Source organism: Algorimicrobium bowmanii (assembly GCF_054031195.1).
This window is the reverse complement of record NZ_CM132929.1, coordinates 1594234-1614514: the sequence shown is the minus strand read 5'-3', so window position 1 is coordinate 1614514 and position 20281 is coordinate 1594234. Positions and strand designations below refer to the sequence as shown.

At 31.5% G+C, this 20281-nt stretch carries 21 protein-coding genes; 3 read left to right on the top strand and 18 right to left on the bottom strand.

Features of this window, described 5'->3' with window-relative positions; translation table 11 throughout:
• The first annotated feature begins 1 nt into the window (after nt 1).
• Both ACW5R3_RS07165 and ACW5R3_RS07160 read left to right on the top strand, forming a co-directional pair.
• Complete coding sequence (locus ACW5R3_RS07165) at nt 2-931, top strand: PorP/SprF family type IX secretion system membrane protein (RefSeq protein ID WP_456576324.1); 930 nt, start codon at nt 2-4, stop codon at nt 929-931.
• Between the two features lie 11 nt (nt 932-942).
• Nucleotides 943-2853 carry an OmpA family protein gene (locus ACW5R3_RS07160; protein WP_456576323.1) on the top strand — a complete coding sequence of 637 codons (1911 nt, stop codon included), beginning with the start codon at nt 943-945 and terminating at the stop codon, nt 2851-2853.
• Nucleotides 2854-3091: 238 nt separating this feature from the next.
• Here ACW5R3_RS07160 and ACW5R3_RS07155 read toward each other — a convergent pair whose 3' ends face one another.
• Together ACW5R3_RS07155 and pdxH are read right to left on the bottom strand one after the other, a co-directional pair.
• Entirely contained in the window at nt 3092-3607 is a 516-nt protein-coding gene (locus ACW5R3_RS07155; RefSeq protein WP_456576322.1) for a CAP domain-containing protein, read from the bottom strand.
• A 165-nt stretch (nt 3608-3772) separates the two neighbouring features.
• Nucleotides 3773-4420, bottom strand: coding sequence for a pyridoxamine 5'-phosphate oxidase (gene pdxH / locus ACW5R3_RS07150; RefSeq protein WP_456576321.1), 648 nt, complete (start codon nt 4418-4420; stop codon nt 3773-3775).
• A gap of 80 nt (nt 4421-4500) precedes the next feature.
• Between pdxH and ACW5R3_RS07145 the strand changes: the two genes are divergently transcribed.
• Nucleotides 4501-4917 carry a hypothetical protein gene (locus tag ACW5R3_RS07145; RefSeq protein ID WP_456576320.1) on the top strand — a complete coding sequence of 139 codons (417 nt, stop codon included), beginning with the start codon at nt 4501-4503 and terminating at the stop codon, nt 4915-4917.
• Here ACW5R3_RS07145 and ACW5R3_RS07140 read toward each other — a convergent pair.
• From ACW5R3_RS07140 to lon, 16 genes are all read right to left on the bottom strand, one after another.
• Nucleotides 4907-5812 carry a ribonuclease Z gene (locus ACW5R3_RS07140; RefSeq protein WP_456576319.1) on the bottom strand — a complete coding sequence of 302 codons (906 nt, stop codon included), beginning with the start codon at nt 5810-5812 and terminating at the stop codon, nt 4907-4909. The genes ACW5R3_RS07145 and ACW5R3_RS07140 overlap by 11 nt on opposite strands.
• A 41-nt stretch (nt 5813-5853) precedes the next feature.
• Complete coding sequence (locus ACW5R3_RS07135; protein ID WP_456576318.1) at nt 5854-6186, bottom strand: ribonuclease Z; 333 nt, start codon at nt 6184-6186, stop codon at nt 5854-5856.
• A gap of 4 nt (nt 6187-6190) precedes the next feature.
• Nucleotides 6191-7120 (bottom strand): aspartate carbamoyltransferase catalytic subunit, encoded by a 930-nt coding sequence (locus ACW5R3_RS07130; protein WP_456576317.1) that lies wholly within the window; start codon nt 7118-7120, stop codon nt 6191-6193.
• An 84-nt stretch (nt 7121-7204) separates the two neighbouring features.
• Nucleotides 7205-7744: a bifunctional pyr operon transcriptional regulator/uracil phosphoribosyltransferase PyrR gene (gene pyrR / locus ACW5R3_RS07125; protein WP_456576316.1), complete on the bottom strand. Its 540-nt coding sequence runs from the start codon at nt 7742-7744 to the stop codon at nt 7205-7207.
• Between the two features lie 497 nt (nt 7745-8241).
• The gene (locus tag ACW5R3_RS07120; RefSeq protein ID WP_456576315.1) at nt 8242-8862 is read right to left on the bottom strand and encodes a hypothetical protein; all 621 of its coding nucleotides are present in this window, start codon (nt 8860-8862) and stop codon (nt 8242-8244) included.
• Complete coding sequence (locus tag ACW5R3_RS07115) at nt 8852-9757, bottom strand: hypothetical protein (RefSeq protein WP_456576314.1); 906 nt, start codon at nt 9755-9757, stop codon at nt 8852-8854. The genes ACW5R3_RS07120 and ACW5R3_RS07115 overlap by 11 nt, the downstream gene beginning before the upstream one ends.
• 12 nt (nt 9758-9769) lie before the next feature.
• Complete coding sequence (locus ACW5R3_RS07110) at nt 9770-9946, bottom strand: hypothetical protein (RefSeq protein ID WP_456576313.1); 177 nt, start codon at nt 9944-9946, stop codon at nt 9770-9772.
• A gap of 363 nt (nt 9947-10309) precedes the next feature.
• Entirely contained in the window at nt 10310-10906 is a 597-nt protein-coding gene (locus ACW5R3_RS07105; RefSeq protein ID WP_456576312.1) for a hypothetical protein, read from the bottom strand.
• A 2-nt stretch (nt 10907-10908) separates the two neighbouring features.
• A complete protein-coding gene (locus ACW5R3_RS07100; protein WP_456576311.1) occupies nt 10909-11724 on the bottom strand; it encodes a hypothetical protein in 816 nt (271 codons plus the stop codon).
• 50 nt (nt 11725-11774) lie between these two features.
• Entirely contained in the window at nt 11775-12881 is a 1107-nt protein-coding gene (locus ACW5R3_RS07095; protein WP_456576310.1) for a hypothetical protein, read from the bottom strand.
• Nucleotides 12882-12906: 25 nt separating this feature from the next.
• A complete protein-coding gene (locus tag ACW5R3_RS07090; RefSeq protein ID WP_456576309.1) occupies nt 12907-13176 on the bottom strand; it encodes a hypothetical protein in 270 nt (89 codons plus the stop codon).
• A 170-nt stretch (nt 13177-13346) separates the two neighbouring features.
• The gene (locus ACW5R3_RS07085) at nt 13347-13430 is read right to left on the bottom strand and encodes a hypothetical protein (protein ID WP_456578822.1); all 84 of its coding nucleotides are present in this window, start codon (nt 13428-13430) and stop codon (nt 13347-13349) included.
• Nucleotides 13431-13923: 493 nt separating this feature from the next.
• A complete protein-coding gene (gene rpsA / locus ACW5R3_RS07080) occupies nt 13924-15753 on the bottom strand; it encodes a 30S ribosomal protein S1 (RefSeq protein WP_456576308.1) in 1830 nt (609 codons plus the stop codon).
• A 222-nt stretch (nt 15754-15975) separates the two neighbouring features.
• Nucleotides 15976-16671 carry a (d)CMP kinase gene (gene cmk / locus ACW5R3_RS07075; protein WP_456576307.1) on the bottom strand — a complete coding sequence of 232 codons (696 nt, stop codon included), beginning with the start codon at nt 16669-16671 and terminating at the stop codon, nt 15976-15978.
• A complete protein-coding gene (gene porQ, locus ACW5R3_RS07070) occupies nt 16672-17691 on the bottom strand; it encodes a type IX secretion system protein PorQ (protein WP_456576306.1) in 1020 nt (339 codons plus the stop codon).
• A gap of 117 nt (nt 17692-17808) precedes the next feature.
• Complete coding sequence (lon, locus tag ACW5R3_RS07065) at nt 17809-20259, bottom strand: endopeptidase La (protein ID WP_456576305.1); 2451 nt, start codon at nt 20257-20259, stop codon at nt 17809-17811.
• Nucleotides 20260-20281: the final 22 nt, after the last annotated feature.

Sequence of the window (20281 nt, the reverse complement as noted above, 5' to 3'; positions counted from 1 at the left end):
TATGAAACTATTAAAAAAGAATATAATTGCACTAGCATTATTAACTAGTACAGTTGGAATTGCACAACAATTACCGCAGTTTACGCAGTATATGTACAATACCATTTCTATAAACCCTGCTTACGCAGGTAGTAGAGAAACATTAAGTGTAGTAGGTCTTCACAGAAGCCAATGGGTAGGCTTTGATGGTGGACCAATAACACAAACACTATCAATTAACACGCCTTTACGTAATGATAAAATCGGTCTGGGTTTATCTTTTATAAATGATAAACTTGGAGATGAACGCTTTTCATATCTATATGCTGATTTTTCATATACGATTCAGACAGGTACAAATACCGAGTTAGCTTTTGGTGTGAAAGCGGGATTTACAAGTTATAGTTTTGATCGCTATGCAGCAGATCCTGATGGTAATGATATAGGGATTTATGGAATTGATGACCGTTGGGATCCTAATATTGGTGCTGGTGTTTATTGGCACTCTAATAAATGGTACTTAGGGCTTTCTACTCCACGTATTTTAACTAATGACTACAATGATGAAACAGGTACTGGACAAGATTATGCTGCATTAGAAAGAGTGAGTTACTATTTTACCGGTGGTTATGTGTTTACTTTAAGTGAAAATACTAAACTAAAACCTGCTTTTCTTGTTAAAGCTACCAATGGTGCTCCAGTATCATTTGATTTAACAGCTAACTTCTTATTCTATGAAAAATTCTGGGCAGGAGCTGGTTACCGAATTGATAATCAAACTTCAGCTTTAGCTGGAATTGTAGACTTTCAAGTGTCTAAACAATTTCGAATTGGTTATGCTTATGAATACCCTCTATCCGATTTAATTGACTATACAGGAGGTACGCATGAAATCTTAATTATGTTCGAACTATTTAAGAACAAACGAATCAAATCACCAAGATACTTCTAAAATATTATTGTATGAAAACTAAAATTATATACATCTGTATTGCGCTAAGTAGTACCTTCTTATATTCACAAAAAAAAGTGGCCGATATCTTTTTTGATAATTATTCATATGTGAAAGCAGCCGAGCTATATGAAGAAACTGTAAAAAAAGGTGATAGTAGCGAACATGTTCTAACCCGTTTAGGCGATTGTTATTACAATAATTCTGACCCTAAATCTGCTGCAACTTGGTATGGATTAGCTTTAAATAAATATGAAAATGTCAAACCAGAATTCATATACAAATACATTCAGACACAACGTAGTCTAGGAAATTATGAAGAGGCCGATACCTGGTTAGTTGCTTTTAAAAACAGTCAGAATAATGATAAACGTGCAACTGATTTATCTGAAAATAATATAGGTATCTACAAGGCACTTGAATCTAAGACAGGCGTAGATGTGAAAGTGAAAAATCTTGAAATTAATTCTAAATATTCGGATTTTGGAGCCTTTGTCCATAACAATAAAATCTACTTCTCTTCGGCTAAAAATACCGAAAACAAAATTTATAATTGGAATAAAGAACCTTATTTAGATATGTATACGGCTACAATAAGTAGTGGCGAAAACAATATTGATAGTATATCAAACCCAACCAGTTTAGAGGTTAAAGAAAAAGAACGTAACGATGTACATCAAGCAAGTGTTTGCATCACAAATGACGGACAAACTTTATACTTTACTAGAGATAATGTAAATAGCAAAAACAGACATGTATACGATAAGGAAGGAACTTCTAATTTAAAAATATACAGAGCTAAAAAAACTGAAAATGACACTTGGGGTGAAATTGAAGAACTACCATTTAATGATAAAAACTTCTCAACAGGTCACCCTACCCTTAGCCCAGATAATAAAACATTGTATTTTGTATCTGATCGTGAAGGCGGTTTAGGACAAACAGATATTTACAGCGTTTCTATAAATGGAGATAGTTTTGGAACACCTGTAAATTTAGGAGATAAAGTAAATACTGAAGGCCGTGAAATGTTCCCTTTTATTGCAAAAGATAGTACCTTATATTTCTCTTCGGATGGTTATTTAAACCTGGGATTATTAGACATCTTTAAAACTAATATCCTAAAAGATGAACAAGCAGAAGTTGAAAACATGGGGGCGCCTTACAACAGTGGTTATGATGATTTTGCTTTTTTTATAGATAGTGAAACTAAAAAAGGGTATTTCTCTTCTAATAGAACTGAAGGAAAAGGTAGTGATGATATTTACGGATTTACTGCTCAACCTTGTCAACAAGTCATAACAGGAACCGTTAGAGATTCAAAGACTTTATTGGCATTAGAAACAGCTACTGTACAATTAATTGATGCTTCTGGGAAAATAATTGATGAAGTGACTAGTGATGAAAATGGTGTCTATAAAATAACAGCAGATTGTAATCAGGAATATAAAGTATTAGGTAAGAAATTAGATTATAAAGATGATATTAATACTGTTTCAACTACTGATGAAACCGGAATAGAGCAAATTGCTGACCTAAATTTAATTCCATTAATAAATGATAATGAGATTGTGATTAACCCAATATTCTTTGATTTTGACAAATGGGAAATTAGACCAGATGCTGCATATGAATTAGAAAACATCGTTGCAGTAATGAGAGCTCATCCTGATATGGTTATCAAAATCGAATCTCATACCGATAGCCGTGGTAAAGATAATTACAATTTAAAATTATCTGACAGACGTGCAAAATCAACCCAAGAATATTTATATTCTAGAGGTATTGAACAAGAACGTATAGAAAGTGCTATTGGTTTCGGTGAAACACAACTAGTTAACAACTGTTCTAATGGTGTTAAATGTACTAAAGAACAGCATCAAGAAAATAGACGTTCTAAATTTATAATATTAACCGATTAAAACTAAACCTACCTACCTCCTATTAATTACTACAAGAAGGTTATAGGCCATTAAAAAAAACAAAAAGCTACATTTAAATATGTAGCTTTTTGTTTTTAATATTCTTTTGGACAGTGTTAACTATTGAGTAAATAATACGAGATTAAGGTCACATATTAAGTTATTAGTAGATAAAAAAAACTACCAAACTAATTTAAAAATTAGTCTGATAGATTGGTTTGGTAACTAAAATTTATTCTTATTTTTTCACAAATATATTTGTATAATACCATCTTCCATTAGCATCTTGCTCAGCTGAAATATCAAAATCTGAATAATTACCTTCAATATTAGACCTGTGGCTTTCGCTATTTAACCAGGCATTAAATACCGTTTGAGCTGATGTAAAGCCATAAGCTACATTTTCAGACACATAATCAGCACCTAAACTGTTTTCTAAAAATTCCTTACGTTCTTGAAAGTTATCATGAGAAACGTTATTATTTTCTATCATGTAATCTGTATGGTTAAATGCCTGTGATTTAATGATATCAATTGTATTCAATCCGTTTAATCCTATTGACAGGCGATAATCATTAATAAGCTCCATGATTTCAATTTCAATAATTTTAGTTTCTGGAATTACTAAATTGGAGGTATCAATATTAGTAACATTGGTGTTAGAAGCTGTTGTATCATCAATTGATTCTGAAGAACACGAAGTCGCGAAAACGACTAATAATACCATAAATGGTATAAAAGTAACTTTTTTCATTAAGCAGGTTATTTAGATTTGGGATTATAAATATATAATGCTCCGTTCAAATAAATGTTAATGAAATGTTAAAATCGATGAAAAACATGTTTTTTATCGTTCATACATGCATTTCATCGATTAAAAAGTTAAAAAACACCTAATTAGATGTTGTTTATCGGGTAATTATGGAGATAAACGGTTTTTTACCCAATTTAAGTCAGAATCCAATTGATATAAAATACGATCATGTAATCTGTTAGGACGTCCCTGCCAAAATTCAATAGATACTGGTTTAATAATATATCCGCCCCAATAATCAGGACGTAAAATTTCACTATTTTCGTATTGGGATTCTAATCTAACTAATTTATTTTCAAGTTCAGAGCGATCAGATATAATAGCACTTTGTTCTGATACAATTGCACCCAACTGGCTTCCTCTAGGACGAGATTCAAAATACCCATCACTAAGATTATCTGCTATTTTTTCAGCTTTACCTTTTATAATAATTTGGCGTTCTGCACCGTGCCAGAAAAAAGATAAACATACATTCGGATTGTTTGCTATAGCTCGCCCTTTCTCACTTTGATAATTAGTAAAGAAAATAAAACCTTCGTAAGTATAACGTTTTAATAATACCACACGATTTTTTGGAAAACCATCAGTACCAATAGTTGAAATAGTCATAGCATTAGTTTCATCTTGTGGAAAATGATTATCAACTTCATGAAACCATTTCTTAAAAAGTTCCATCGGGTTCTCTGGAGAATCACTTAACAGCAAAGCGCCTTTATTATATATTTTTCTGTAATCACCTAAGTCTTTGTCCATTAGCTATGTCGTTGTTTTTTTGTACTTTTATATAAAGTAGTACATAATGATAGCCCTAAATTTAAACAATATTTGAGAGAATGAAATTTGAAAAAAGCATTTATTTTAATCAATTAAAACACCATAAGGTTACTTTTTCATTTGGTACATTTTATCTATGTGATAAATTTGTAATAGCCGAACATAATGAAGGGGTTCATTTTGATTGGATTAAAATACAACAAATTGCAGATTTTTTAATCAAATTTTACGGACCACTCATTAAAATTGGGCATATTACCAACAGAATAAACAACTACTCTGTTGATCCAAATTTGTGGCGAAAATTTAATAATACTTATGGTTTTATTATAGCTAGTGCCATTGTCGTTTATAATGAGTTTGCTTTAAGAAATGCTCATTTAGAGAAGAATTTTTCAAAAAATAGTATCAAAACATACAGCAGTATAGAAGAAGCTATTTTTTTTATGCAGAATTTAAAAACACTTAAATTGTAATAGATTTTCCATCCATAGCTAGTTCAACTGAATCAAATACTGTCTCTGCTTCTGTTTTAAACTCTTGTAGATTTTTATAACGTGTTGAATAATGCCCCAACAGTAACTTTCCAACATTAGCTTGTTTTGCTATACTAGCTGCTTGCTTTGCTGTACTATGTTTAGTAGGTGTCGCTAATTTTTCGTGAGCTTCTAAAAATGTAGATTCATGATAGAGTAAATCGACTTCTTTAATAATTGGAATAATAGCCTCATTATATGCTGTATCACTACAAAAAGCATAACTTTTAGCTTTAGTAGGTGCTTTCGTTAGTTCGGTATTTGGTATTAGTTCACCCTGATTATTTTTCACATCAAAGCCTTGTGTTATTTTTCGGTAATATGCGACATCGATATCGGCGTTTAACACCGCGTTCATATCTAATTTTCGAGGTCCGGGCTTTTCTTTAAAGAGAAATCCGTTTGTGTAAATACGATGATCTAAAGGTATAGTATACACAGATACTTTATCATCTTCAAAGATTAATTCAGATTCTTTAGAGTTTAATTCGTGAAAAATTAATGGGTAATTTGTCCAAGATTCAGACAGTTTCATTTGTAATGTAATAATTTCCTTTAATCCTTTAGGGCCGTATATATGGAGTTCTGTTTCACGAGTTAACAATCTAAATGTAGAAATGAGTCCTACTAAACCAAAAAAATGATCGCCATGCAAATGCGAAATAAAGATATGTTTTATACGGGCAAACTTTATTTTATTACGTCGTAATTCTACTTGAGTCCCTTCGCCACAATCTATTAAAAAAAGGTGATTTTTTATATCTAATACTTGAGCTGTTGGATTGGTATCCGTCCTTGGTGTAGCACTAAAACAACCTAATATAGTGAGCTTCATGTATGTTTTTTAAAAAGATGTGTGTGTTATTAAATAATTTATTAAAACCCTAAATCGCGTTCCATTTCCTCCATTTCAATAATATCATGAGCCTCTTGAACACTAGGAACAACTATTAAATTTTCAGGAATGGCATCAAGGTCTGTTTGATTTGTGACGATTACAAATGAGTGTTTTTGTTCTTTATGAAGGTCCAAAATTTTTATAAATCCGTCAATTTCATCCGCTGTTAAAACTTCAGAATTGATTAAACTAACAATAACATTATCATTTTTAAAACGCTCGTAAAGTACTTCTAACTTTTTTATTAATTCTTGGACAGTTACCTTGTCTTGTTTAATATGCGTGATATTGTTTTCTTTTTCAAAAATCATGACTCTATTTTTTAATTTTAGAAGCTAATAAGTAAATAACAGCCATTCTAACTGCTACCCCATTTTCTACCTGGTTTAAAATAATGGCTTGATTAGAATCTGCTACTTCACTTGTAATTTCAACACCTCTATTTATAGGTCCTGGATGCATGATAGTTATTTCTTTCTTCAAGCTATTCAGTATATCCATGGTTACACCGTACTGTTGCGTATACTCTCTTGTTGATGGAAAGTAATTTACTTCCATACGCTCGTTTTGTACGCGAAGCATATTTGCTACATCACACCAGTTTAAAGCTTTTTGTAAGTTAGTTTCAACTTTAACACCTAAACTACTTATATATTTAGGCAATAATGTTTTAGGGCCGCAAACCATAACTTCAGCTCCTTGAAGCTGCAGTGCAAAAATATTAGATAGTGCCACGCGACTGTGTAAAATATCACCAACAATAACTACTTTTTTCCCCTGTACTTCCCCTAAACGTTCCCTTATAGAATACGAATCCAATAAAGCCTGAGTAGGATGTTCATGAGCACCATCACCTGCATTTATAATACGAGCATCAACATGCTGTGATAAAAAGACGCTGGCACCTGGATTTGGATGACGCATAACAACCATATCCACTTTCATGGACAAAATATTGTTAACTGTATCTATTAATGTTTCTCCTTTTTTTACGGATGACTGAGATGCTGAAAAATTAAGAACATCTGCAGAGAGGCGCTTTTCAGCAAGTTCAAAAGATAATTTAGTACGTGTGGAATTTTCAAAAAATAAATTAGCTATCGTAATATCTCTAAGCGACGGTACTTTTTTTATAGGTCTATTGATGACTTCTTTAAAATGATCAGCAGTTTCAAAAATAAGCTTAATATCGTCTTTATTAAGGTATTTAATTCCTAATAAGTGGTTGACACTTAATTCACTCATATTTTTTTATTTTCTATTATAAGTAGCATGTTGTTATATCAATACGTGATAATCTGATATATTTTACTAACATTGTAGCCTATTCTAACTCTGAATTAAATACACAGCATCTTCACCGTCATTTTCTTCCCAGTTAACTTTTACAAGTTCATCATTTATAGCATCTACTTGTCTACCTCTATAATTTGGTTGAATTGGTAAATGTCTACTAAAACGTCTGTCAATAAGAGTTAAAAGTTCTATCTCAAGAGGTCTACCAAAAGATTGTATTGCTGTTAAAGCAGCACGAATACTTCTACCTGTATATAGGACATCATCTATAAAAACAATTTTTTTAGCTTCTACTATAAAATCTATTTCAGTTGTATTGGCTTCTAAGGTTTTTTCACCGCGCCTAAAATCGTCTCTAAAAAACGTAATATCCAGATACCCCAATTGGATGTCATTTATATTATAATCGTTTTTTAAAGTGGTGGCTAAGCGTTTTGCTAGAAATTTTCCGCGAGGTTGAAGCCCTATTAAAACTGTATTTGAAAAATCGTTATGATTTTCAATTAGTTGGCAAGCCAATCGATGAAGAATGATGTTTACCTCTTTTGCATTAAGTAACATTTTTTGACTCATATACTATCCAAACGTATTTGGTAAACAAAGTTACGGTAAAAATATTGAGTTCACAATGCTTTTATAATACAAAGCATTTTACGAATGGATGTTTTGTTGGCTTAAAACATTCAAATTATCTTTAAGTTATTATCGATTAAGTTCCTTTTTAAACCTCTTTAAACTGATAAAAGAAACGCTCTATTACCCGTAAATCTTAAGTTATAATTTCGACAGAACCACGCATTTCCTGTTTAAACTCAATTGCTTTATTATAAGGTGTAATAAGTTTTGATGCCAGTTTCCGCTTCCAAATTATTAGGAGTAATAATTATAACGTGTTTGTATATGAAGAGTAGCAGAATTATATGTGCTAATTTTCAGTTATAAAAAAAATAGCAGAAATAAAATAAACTAACTTTTGATTAGTCCTTATCTGCTATTTTTTTTATACTTTGTTGTAGGCTGTATTTAATCTCGAAATAGGTTCTTAATTTATTAAAAATTATAAGTGTTTTTTAATCTAAAAAGCTATGAGTTGTTTCTGTATAAGTTATTTCCCATTTTTGTTCTTCTTTACTTAAAAAATAAATTATTGTTTCTAAATATTTTTGTCCCCCCAATGATTTATAGATAATAGCTTTGTTTTTAGCTAAATTATATACAGGTTTTGAAATAGTGAGATGTTTTATTTTTTTATTTTTTTTTTGAGTAAAACTCTTTTCTATATTTTTATTAATATTCCACGTTTTAGTTTCTATATTTTGATAATTAAAAGAGTCCTTTAGAAATTTTTCGACAATTTTATTTTTTCCTTTTCCAGTCATAATATAATTATTTCCTTTTAAGGGTTGCTCAAATTTTACTACAGAATCGATCTCATAAAATGAAGAATCATTCGGTTTTGGTTTGATATTGTTTTTGTAAATATGTTTGAAAACAATGTTTTTATTATTGCGGTGTTTAAAAAAACTAAAGACCTTTTTGTCGTTTGCTATTGTATCAAAATAAATTGAGTCATTTATAGTGTAATTACTTTCTTTAAGAATAATGTTTAAAATTTTTTCATCATCTTCAATTTGTTGACAAGAATTAAATAAAATTAGAATGAGTAAACTTATTGTTATTTTAACAGTCATTTCCTTGTGAGTTACTTGTGTTATCTTGTTCATCTACACATTTGTTATTAAGTTCTTCTGGTGTGTTGTCTCCAGTATTTATTAAAGACATAGCAGGAGTATTGTAAAAAGAACCTTTTACAATATCTTTACAATATTGATTTGTAATGTTATTCATTCCTGAGTTTTCTGCATATTTAAATAATGAATAAGACATAGTTCCAATAAAATCTACCATTGCAATATGCATAGCATCATTTAAGGCTTGACCGTTAGTGTCGTTTCTATTATCTAGAAAAGTGTCCATTGCTGTGTTTAAATATGTGTAGTTAGGATGTTCAGTTAATAATGTATTATGTAAATATTGATACATTAAGAGTGCGTGTTCCATTTCGTGAATTACAGTTAAAGCAACATGAAGTTTTGTAGAATTATTATTTAAATAGTCGTTATCTAAAGTGATATAAATATTACACTGAGCACTAGAGATGTTTGCATCTGTATCAAAATCAGTTGCGGCATTTACATTGTATGCATCTGGGATGTCAGCATTCCTAAATGCTAAAGTAATATTATTATCATTATTAAAAAGATTTCTTACTTTATTTATTAAGCCAGCATTTGATCCATTTTGGATATTCCCAAAGATTTCCTCAGCAATTATATTTTCAGCACAATCATTATCTAAATTATTTACACTTATTAGATCATCATCAACATCAATGTAAGGATTAATTAATAATTCAATTAGGTTAATAGCTTCTTCTTGTGCTTCTTCACTGCAACTATTTGCTTTAAGCAAACCATCAATAGGCCTAGTAATAGATCTTGGTTGAACTTGCAACCAAGCAAGTATTTCAGGAGTTAAAGTTGTATTATCAGTATTTCCATCTTGTTGTAAGCTATTTATACACATTGCAATTTCTTGCTAAAGTGGTGGTTTAGTTATTGAAGTGTGGTTTCCACTTCCGTTAAAAGGTCCTCCAGTTCCGTGCCCGCCAGAAGGATTATAGCTAGAAGGATTATTTGGTGGATTATATGTGTTATTTGAGCCACCACCACCAGAAGTACAAGCAGGATTAATGTCAAAACTTACAAATTCCATTGAAGTTCCTCCGCATTGTCCTTCTATTTGTGAATTGTAAACGCTAGTATGATCTTGAGAAAAACCACCTAAACAAGGAATAATATTATAATTAATACTAACGCAATTATCTACATATAAAATTTTACTAAAAATATCATTTACAAATGCATCATCTTCTAAACTGTAAATATTAACTTTATCATTAAAATTAATATTTATTCCATTATCTAAATCTACTCTCTCTTGGGTTGTTAAATTATAAGTTACTTACGTGTTTGTATAAGATTAGTTGCGTGGTTTAAGCACTAAAGTCAGCAAATAAATCACAGATAGAAAGTCTGCGAGGATTTTCGCAAGTAGGCGAAAACCAAGCAATTAATTTTATACTTTGTTGTAGGTAGTATTTTTATTTTTTATTAATTCAATAATTTCATTTTCGTAAAGTATTAGTTGAATAGCAAAAGTCATAATAAATTGCCAAAATGCTGATGCATTTTCATCCTCAAAATCTTTCTTTATTATACCATATATTACTAATAAGATAATAGTAACCCACATAATAACTTTAGAATAATTACTTCTGTTTTTTTTAAATAAAAATAATTTATAAAACTGAAATATAAGTATGGGAGAGAATATTGAAATTGGAAGTAGCATTAACAAGTTTTTTAAATTATAGCCATATACAGAAATTTCATCTAGTTTATCAAACTCAATAAATTGCATTAATATGTAACCAATTCCAAAATATAAGCCTATTGAAATGAAAAAAGCTAAATATGATAATCCTACAGAAGATATAAAACTAATTATATAATTATATTTAGTTTTATTTAGATTAAATAGAACTATGATAAGAGCAAAAAACAAAATATGAAAACCAATATCTAATTTGAAAATATAAAATAATAGCACACAAATTAAAGATGGTAAAATAGTTCTAATAAAAAGTAATATGTTATTTGTAAGTATGTTCATATTTAATCACAATTAATTTGGTCTATAGTTTCATTGCTCGTTAGTAATTCTTCTATTTTCTCTTTATCAACCCTAATAGCTGTTTTAGGTATAATAGAAGCTTGACCACCGTTGCTTTCAGGACTATTAATCCAACTTGCTATTTCTTGTTGCATATTTTCCCAAGTAGCTTCTGCTACGTCATAATATGTTTCTTGCTGACATTCAGTATTTGCTCCAAGATTTAATAACATACTAATGTTTGCAACATCAACAGCTCTAGTAAAAAATTCAAAATTACCATTTTGATTAATAAACCAACCCCATTGACGGTTACCCGAAAAAGGCTGTGTTCCATTATTAGGAGTCCTAATTGTGGAAATTGTCCAATCATTGTTGGTGAATTCAGAAACAATAACTGCACCATCATCTGAGGCAATAGTAGGTATAACTCCTGTAGCATCTGCCTCAATCAATAAAATAGATGCAATTGGGTCGTTAGAAATAAAGTCGATACCATCTTGAGTAGTTAGAGGGATAAACTCCCAATCGATATCTCCTGTATCAGTTGAGTTAAAAGGAATATTACAACTAAATTGAAAATTGTTTGCTTCTCCGCTTGCTAATTCGGTAAAATTTTCTCTAAAAGCCTGATATATTTCGGATTCAGAATCTGGATTTCCATCATTATTAAAACCGGTGTAATTAGTAACCTCTACCCCATAGTAATCTATGTTAGCTAATGGCACATTACCATCGGATATTGATTGGTGATGCCATTCAATACCTAGATCAAATAGCCTATCGCTGCATTCTTGAGGAATTGTTTGGTTGTACAAATTCAAGTAATTTGAGGTGTTTAAACTACTTTGTTCTAGGCAGTCTTGGACTAAATGTCTTCAAGTATGTCTTTTAATTCCTCATAACGTTCAAATTTGGCATCAGGTATCTCTTCGATAATACTTAAAAACTCGATAATATCTTCTTGTGCTTCTTCACTGCAACTATTTGCTTTAAGCAAACCACTAATAGGCATAGTAATAGATCTTGGTTGAGCTTGCAACCAAGCAAGCATTTCAGGAGTTAAAGTTGTATTATCAGTATTTCCATCTTGTTGTAAGCTATTTATACACATAGCAATTTCTTGCCAAAGTTGTGGTTTAGTTATTGAAGTGTGGTTTCCACTTCCGTTAAAAGGTCCTCCAGTTCCGTGCCCGCTAGAAGTATCATAGCCAGAAGGGTTATTTGGTGGATTATATGTGTTATTTGAGCCACCACCACCAGAAGTACAAGCAGGATTAATGTCAAAACTTACAAATTCCATTGAAGTTCCTCCGCATTGTCCTTCTATTTGTGAATTGTAAACGCTAGTATGTTCTTGAGAAAAACCACCTAAACAAGGAATAATATTATAATTAATACTAACGCAATTATCTACATATAAAACTTTACTAAAAATATCATTTACAAATGCATCATCTTCTAAACTGTAAATATTAACTCTATCATTAAAGCTAATATTTATTCCATTATCTAAATCTAATCTCTCTTGGGCTGTTAAATTATAAGTTACTAACATTGCTTTATAGCTACCATCTGCCTGAAGTGAAAGTAACACATTCTCTATATTATTAGTTTTTACAGTTCTAAAAACAGGAAATGTATATGAATGATAATTAGTTTCTGTGTTTTCTATATATGTTGCATAGTCAGTATCAATATAGAAATCATCTTCTGAGGAATATATTAGTTTGTTGGCATTAGCTAATTTTGACTGTTTTATATTATTTGTAATACTTTTTAGTTTTCGTCCAAGATTTTTATTTTGATTAATTTCGGATTCATTAATTTCAGAAAACTTAAAAGGAGATTTTTCTCCATTAATTTCTTTGTCAGAAATATTGATATCATCATCTTTTTGACAGGATACAATAAATAAAGAAATTCCAAGTATTAAGATTCCGAGTTTAAATAAGTGTTTCAGTTTGTTTTTCATTTTACCGTTGTTTTTGAATTATTGATTAAAGTTTATTGCTAGTCATATTATCTACAACATCTTTATATAAATCATCTATAAAAAAAATATCAGATAATTGCGTTAATATTTCAGCTGTTACGGGAACTTGAATTGCTACATTATTAATATTGAAGTGAGACAAAACCCCAGTTACAGCATGAAGACTAGGATATGATGGGTGCCCCAAAAGTTGTAGTTTTAATTCCTCTGAATTAATCTTAATCTTTTTGTTTTGCAAAAATTGAAACAAGATTTGATATAAGGTGTCTTTCATTACACATAAAATTATACTAACGCAATCAAAACTAACAAAAGCAACCTAGTTAACACGTAATTTTCGCTTACTAAAAGTAAGCAAAAACGGAAAATTTAAATAAAACCTTTTTCTTTAGGTTTGATCACTAAACTTCTAATTCCCAATTGTTTTGTAGCCTCACTTAAGCCTTATAAACTTCTGTCTGCTCGTGTTGTTTCACTGATAGCACGAAGTTGTTGTATGGAAATTGTTTTTTTATAGTGCTTGGCAATTATTTTTAGGCAAGTTGGACCGCAATCTTTGTGGTCTGGTTGTTTGTAATTTAGAAATTTTTGACATTAATTATCTATATAATTATGAATATATGAGGAGTTAGAATTTTACGAGAACAACATGTTTGTCTCAAGAATTAGGTATAACGCAACCAAGTTATGCCAGATTAGAAAAAGACGATGAACATATTTACATCATGCGATTAATAAACATTGCTAATGCTATTAAATACTAATGTTTCTGAACTAATTAATGAAAAAGGTTGGAAAGGTTATTAATCAACAAAACAGCGAAACGCCAAACGCCAAACACTTATATTGATACCATTATTAATGGCAGATAAAGAGCATATTATGTTTTTGAAAGAAGAAATTACATACTTTGAGAGCGTTTCTAAAAATTAAATAATTCAACTTATCTGTAATAAAATTTAATCATAAAAAAAGCCTTCAATTTCTTGAAGGCTTTTTAGTATTAAAGAATGTTGGAAAATTATTTTCCTTCCATTTTATCTTTAAGAGCTTGTAATGCATCATTAGCATCACCTAAAGTAGGCTTAACTTCTGCAGCTGCATTAGCAGTGGCAGCTTTAACATTAGCAGCTTCTTCTTCTCTGAAGATTGCTGTATGAGATGCTACTACACGCTTAAATTCTTTATTAAATTCGATAATCTTGAATTCAGCTTCTTCGCCTTTTTTCAATTTCTTACCATCTTCTTTTTCAAGATGACGAGACGGTACGAATGCTACGATATCTTCATTAAAATCAATAGTTGCACCTTTGTCAACGATTTCAGTTAATTCAGCTTTATGAACAGTTCCTACAGCGAATTCAGTTTCATATTTATCCCAAGGGTTATCTGTTGTTTGTTTGTGTCCTAAAGATAATTTACGACCTTCAACATCTAATTCAAGAACAACAACATCTAAAGTATCACCTACGTTACAGAACTCAGATGGGTGCTTGATTTTCTTAGTCCAAGATAAATCAGAGATGTAAATTAATCCATCAATACCTTCTTCTAATTCAACAAATACACCAAAGTTTGTAAAGTTACGTACAATACCTGAATGCTTAGAACCTACAGGGTATTTCTTAGTAATATCAGTCCATGGGTCTGGAGTTAATTGCTTAATACCAAGAGACATTTTACGCTCTTCTCTATCTAATGTTAAGATAACTGCATCAACTTCATCTCCTACAGAAACGAAATCTTGTGCTGAACGTAAGTGTGTAGACCAAGACATTTCTGAAACGTGAATTAAACCTTCAACGCCATCAGCAACTTCAATAAATGCACCGTAATCAGCGATTACAACTACTTTACCTTTAACTTTATCTCCAACTTTAACTTCTTCACCTAAAGCATCCCAAGGGTGCTTAGATAATTGCTTAAGACCTAATTGGATTCTAGATTTGTTTTCATCAAAATCAAGAATAACAACATTTAATTTCTGATCTAACTCAACAATCTCATTTGGATGGTTGATACGAGACCAAGAAAGATCTGTAATATGAACTAAACCATCAACGCCACCTAGATCGATAAACACACCGTAAGAAGTAATGTTTTTAACAATACCTTCTAATACTTGTCCTTTTTCTAACTGACCAATAATTTCTTTCTTCTGCTCTTCAATATCAGCTTCAATAAGTGCTTTATGAGAAACAACAACGTTTTTAAATTCGTGGTTGATTTTAACAACTTTGAATTCCATTGTTTTGTTAACATACTGATCGTAATCACGGATTGGCTTCACATCAATTTGTGAACCTGGTAAGAATGCTTCGATACCGAAAACATCTACAATCATACCACCTTTAGTTCTGCACTTAACAAAACCATTAACAATTTCACCTGTTTCATGAGCTGCATTAACACGATCCCATGCTTTGATAACACGTGCTTTTCTGTGAGATAATACTAACTGTCCAGTTGCGTCTTCACGAACATCAATTAATACTTCTACTTTATCACCAACTGCTAAGTTAGGATTGTAACGGAATTCGTTTAATGAAATAACACCTTCAGATTTTGCGTTGATGTCAATAATGGCATCACGATCTGTAATGTGGATAACTTCACCTTCTACAACTTCATCATCTAAAGTGTCTACGAAGTTTTCAGCTACTAATTTTTCAAACTCTTTTAATTGAGAATCTTCAACCTCATCAATTCCTTCTTCGTAATTGTGCCAGTTGAATTCAGTTAAGAATTTTTCAGGATTTGCTTGTGCTTCAGATACAACTGGAGCGTCTGCAGTTTTTACTTCTTTTGCTTCCGTTGCTTCAACTTCCGCTTTGTTTGCTTTTTCAGCCATTTAATAATGTAATAATGCTTTCCGATTTCTTTATTTTAGAAAATCTTAAACATTACGTTTTGTATTCTGTGTGGTTTTGGAAAATTTATGCAACTGATACACAGAAGGGTTATTGTTATATTTATGAATTCCTTTTAATTTTCCAATGCGTCGCTAAAAGGAGTGCAAAAATACTACTTTTTATATAAATAAACAATAAGTAATTTTCTAAAAATTAAAGATTTAATTATTTTCTTGAATAACGCTCTCTGCTAAAGCTACTATTTTTTGAAATTGCTCATCTACAGACAATTGAGAATTATCTATTTCAATGGCATCGTCTGCTTTTACTAATGGAGAATCTTCACGGTTAGAATCAATATAATCGCGTTCTTGAATATTATGAAGTACATCGTTATAGGTTACAATATCACCACGATCTATTAACTCATCAAATCTTCTAGTTGCGCGTGTTTCAGCACTAGCTGTCATAAATAATTTAAGTTCAGCATCTGGAAAAACAACGGTTCCTATATCACGACCATCCATAACCACTCCTTTTTCAGCACCCATTTTCTGTTGTTGCTTAACTAGTTGATACCGCACTTCTGGTATGGCAGCAACTTGACTAACAAAATTAGAAACTTCTAAGGTACGAATAGCTTTCTCTATATTTTCTCCGTTTAAATAAACATCTGCAACACCGGTTGTTTCATTTAATTGAAAATAAACAACTATATCGTGAAGTTTAGAAACCAAACCAACCTCATCAAAATGTGTAGCATTTATATAGTCGTATTTCATAGCGTAATACGTAACAGCTCGGTACATGGCACCTGAATCTACATAAATATATCCTAAATGTTTGGCTAATTGTTTGGCTACGGTACTTTTACCTGTTGAAGAAAAGCCATCAATGGCTATAGTAATTTTTTGCATTTATCTTAAATCTAATTGCATGCCGAAAAAGTTAGCATTTGAAGCGCTTGTATATCGAACATGAGTAAAACTAAATCTAAATTTATTCATTTTTAATCCAATACCGGCAGAAATACCTGAAAAGTTTCTTTGATCAACAATTCGTAGTTCGGCTCCTTTTCTAAAGTTATACCCTACACGGATATTAAATATTCCTTCAGGAAAAAGTTCGGCTCCTAAAATAGTATGACGAATAACGTTTCCAAAGAAGCTAACCTCTTCTTGTGTTTGATTACCTTCCAAATCGGTTTCAGCTCGTGCTGGATTTGAAACAGCTATGGGCCATTCTTGTAAATTTTCAAAAGTAAGATGCCAACGTAAAGGTACATTTTCTAGTGTTTGCGACATACCGAAGGCTACCTCAAAAGGTAAAGGTTCATTTTGACCTGCATAAGTTGTTATTTGCACTCCTAAATTTCTAACTACTAAGGTTGCTTGAAATTCTATATCTTCATTTACATACATTAAACCTGCATCTAAAGCGGCACCAAAAGACGTGTACTGCTCCAGTTTAGATGTAATTAGTTTTACAGTTCCTCCTAAATAGAAATCGGAATATCCAATTTGTCGAGAATGTCCGAAGGATAATGAAGCTTCATTACCACTAAAAGACCCGGTAGAAACACCTTGTTCATCGTAACCATCAAAACTCCCGTAATTGATATAGGAAATACCTCCATAAAAAGTTAAGGTACGTCTATCCCAAGTATAACCATATGCCGCTGTTCCATAACTTATACCTCCTAAATAGCTTGAATAATTTATAGCCAACTGATTATCCATTGCATCATTTATAGCAGATGGATTGGTTAAAGCTTGAGAAACATCATAATCTAAATTTGTAAAAACTTTTCCTCCTAGAGCGGCTTGCCTTGGAGATGAAATTAAATTTAAAAACTGATATGTAGATTCACCACCAATCTGCGAAGCAGCAGAAAAGCATATTAACAAACAAAAAACTGTAGAAATTTTCTTTAACATATAAGGTATCGTACGAAAAGCAGTCTATCTATAAACGATTGCAAGTATAATTTATTTTTGCCTCAAAAAAAAACCTCGAAATTAATTTCGAGGTTTAAATCTATCTAAAGTTACTTTTTACAGTTTTTTGGCATTTTTTACCTTCTGATTTGTAATAGCTAGTTTGATAACATCGCTCATTTCAGAAACATAATGGAAAGTTAATCCTTTTAGATATTCAGGTTTAATCTCTTCAATATCACGTCTGTTTTCTTCACACAATAAAATTTCTTTTATTCGTGCGCGTTTGGCTGCCAATATTTTCTCTTTAATACCACCTACAGGTAATACTTTTCCACGTAATGTAATTTCGCCTGTCATAGCTAAATTATTTTTCACCTTCTTTTGTGTAAATAAAGACACTAAGGATGTTAACATAGTCACACCTGCGCTAGGTCCATCTTTAGGAGTTGCCCCTTCGGGTACGTGTATATGCACATTATACTTATCAAATATATTCGGATCTATACCTAAAGATTCGGCATTGGATTTTATATACTCCATAGCAATGGTTGCCGACTCCTTCATGACTTTACCTAGATTACCAGTAATAGACATATTACCTTTTCCTTTAGAAAGAATCGATTCTATAAATAAAATATCTCCTCCTACTCTAGTCCAAGCTAATCCTGTTACAACACCTGCAACATTATTATTTTCATATTTATCACGTTCCATTTTAGGACCTCCTAAAACTTCAATGATGTCCGTATTGCTAATTTTAACATTATACGGTTCTTCCATAGCAATATTTTTAGCCGCGTAGCGTACCATTTTTGCTAATTGCTTTTCCAAACCACGTACACCAGACTCACGTGTATAACCTTCAACAATTTTTTCTAATTGAGGTTTAGCTATTTTTAAATGCTTATCAGTTAATCCGTGTTCTTTTAACTGTTTAGGCAATAAATGGCGTTTAGCTATTTCTACCTTTTCTTCAATAGTATAACCTGTAACGTTTATTATTTCCATTCTATCCAATAAAGCAGGCTGAATAGTTGATAAGCTATTTGAGGTTGCTACAAACATAACCTTAGACAAATCGAAGCCCATTTCTAGAAAGTTATCATAGAATGCTCCGTTTTGTTCAGGGTCTAAAACCTCCAACATAGCAGATGATGGGTCTCCTTGATGAGAACTAGATAGTTTATCAATTTCATCAAGTACAAATACAGGGTTTGCAGTACCGGCTTTCTTCAAGTTTTGTAAAATTCTACCTGGCATAGCACCAATATATGTTTTACGATGCCCACGAATTTCTGCTTCATCACGTAAACCTCCTAAAGACATACGAACATATTCGCGACCTAAAGCTTCAGCTATTGATTTCCCTAAAGATGTTTTACCAACACCTGGAGGGCCGTATAAACATAAAATTGGCGATTTCATATCATTACGAAGCTTAATTACAGCTAGGTGTTCAATGATACGGCGTTTTACGTCATCTAAACCATAATGATCACGATCAAGTATACGTTGCGCACGTTTTAAATCGAATTTATCTTTACTAAATTCATTCCACGGCAAGTCTAAAAATAAATCTAAATAATTACGCTGGATAGAATATTCTGCAACCTGCGGATTCATACGCTGCATTTTAGCTAACTCTTTTTCAAAGTGTTTAGCTTCCTTTTCTCCCCATTTCATTTTCTTTGAACGGGCACGCATTTCTTCTAACTCCTCATCATGACTTACACCACCTAATTCTTCCTGAATGGTTTTCATTTGCTGATGTAGGAAATATTCGCGCTGCTGTTGATTCATGTCACTCTGAACCTTAGATTGAATATCGTTTTTAAGTTCCAATTTCTGAAACTCCATATTCATATATTTCAAGGTTTCAAGTGCACGTTCTTTCAGGTCATTAATCTCTAATAACCTTTGTTTTTCAGAAACACTTAAATTCATGTTTGAAGACACGAAATTTATTAAGAACGAATTACTCTGGATATTCTTTATAGCAAAAGAGGCCTCACTTGGAATAGATGGGCTTTCCTCAATAATCTGTAGGGCTAACTCTTTTATAGAATCTATAATAGCATCAAATTCTTTATTCTTTTCTGCTGGTCTAGCCTCTGGCACATCTTCAATTGTAGCTTTTATGTATGGCTCTTCTGATATAACGCTAGTAATTTTAAAACGTTTTTTCCCTTGTATTATAACGGTTGTATTTCCATCAGGCATTTTTAAAACCTTTAAAATACGAGCAACAGTTCCTGTTTCATGAATATCATTCGCTTTAGGGTTTTCTACAGATTCGTCTTTTTGTGACACCACACCAATTACCTTACCTCCTTTATTGGCATCATTAATTAATTTAATAGACTTATCACGTCCTGCAGTAATAGGAATTACCACACCCGGAAACAAAACGGTATTACGTAATGATAAAATGGGAAGCGTTTCTGGAAGGGCTTCTTTGTTTATTTCTTCTTCATCTTCAGGCGTCATTAATGGTATTAATTCTGAATTTTCATCAAAATCTTGAAATGACAGACTGTCAAGGTTTAATAAATTAGGTTTCTTCATAGATATATTTAAGTCATTCTGT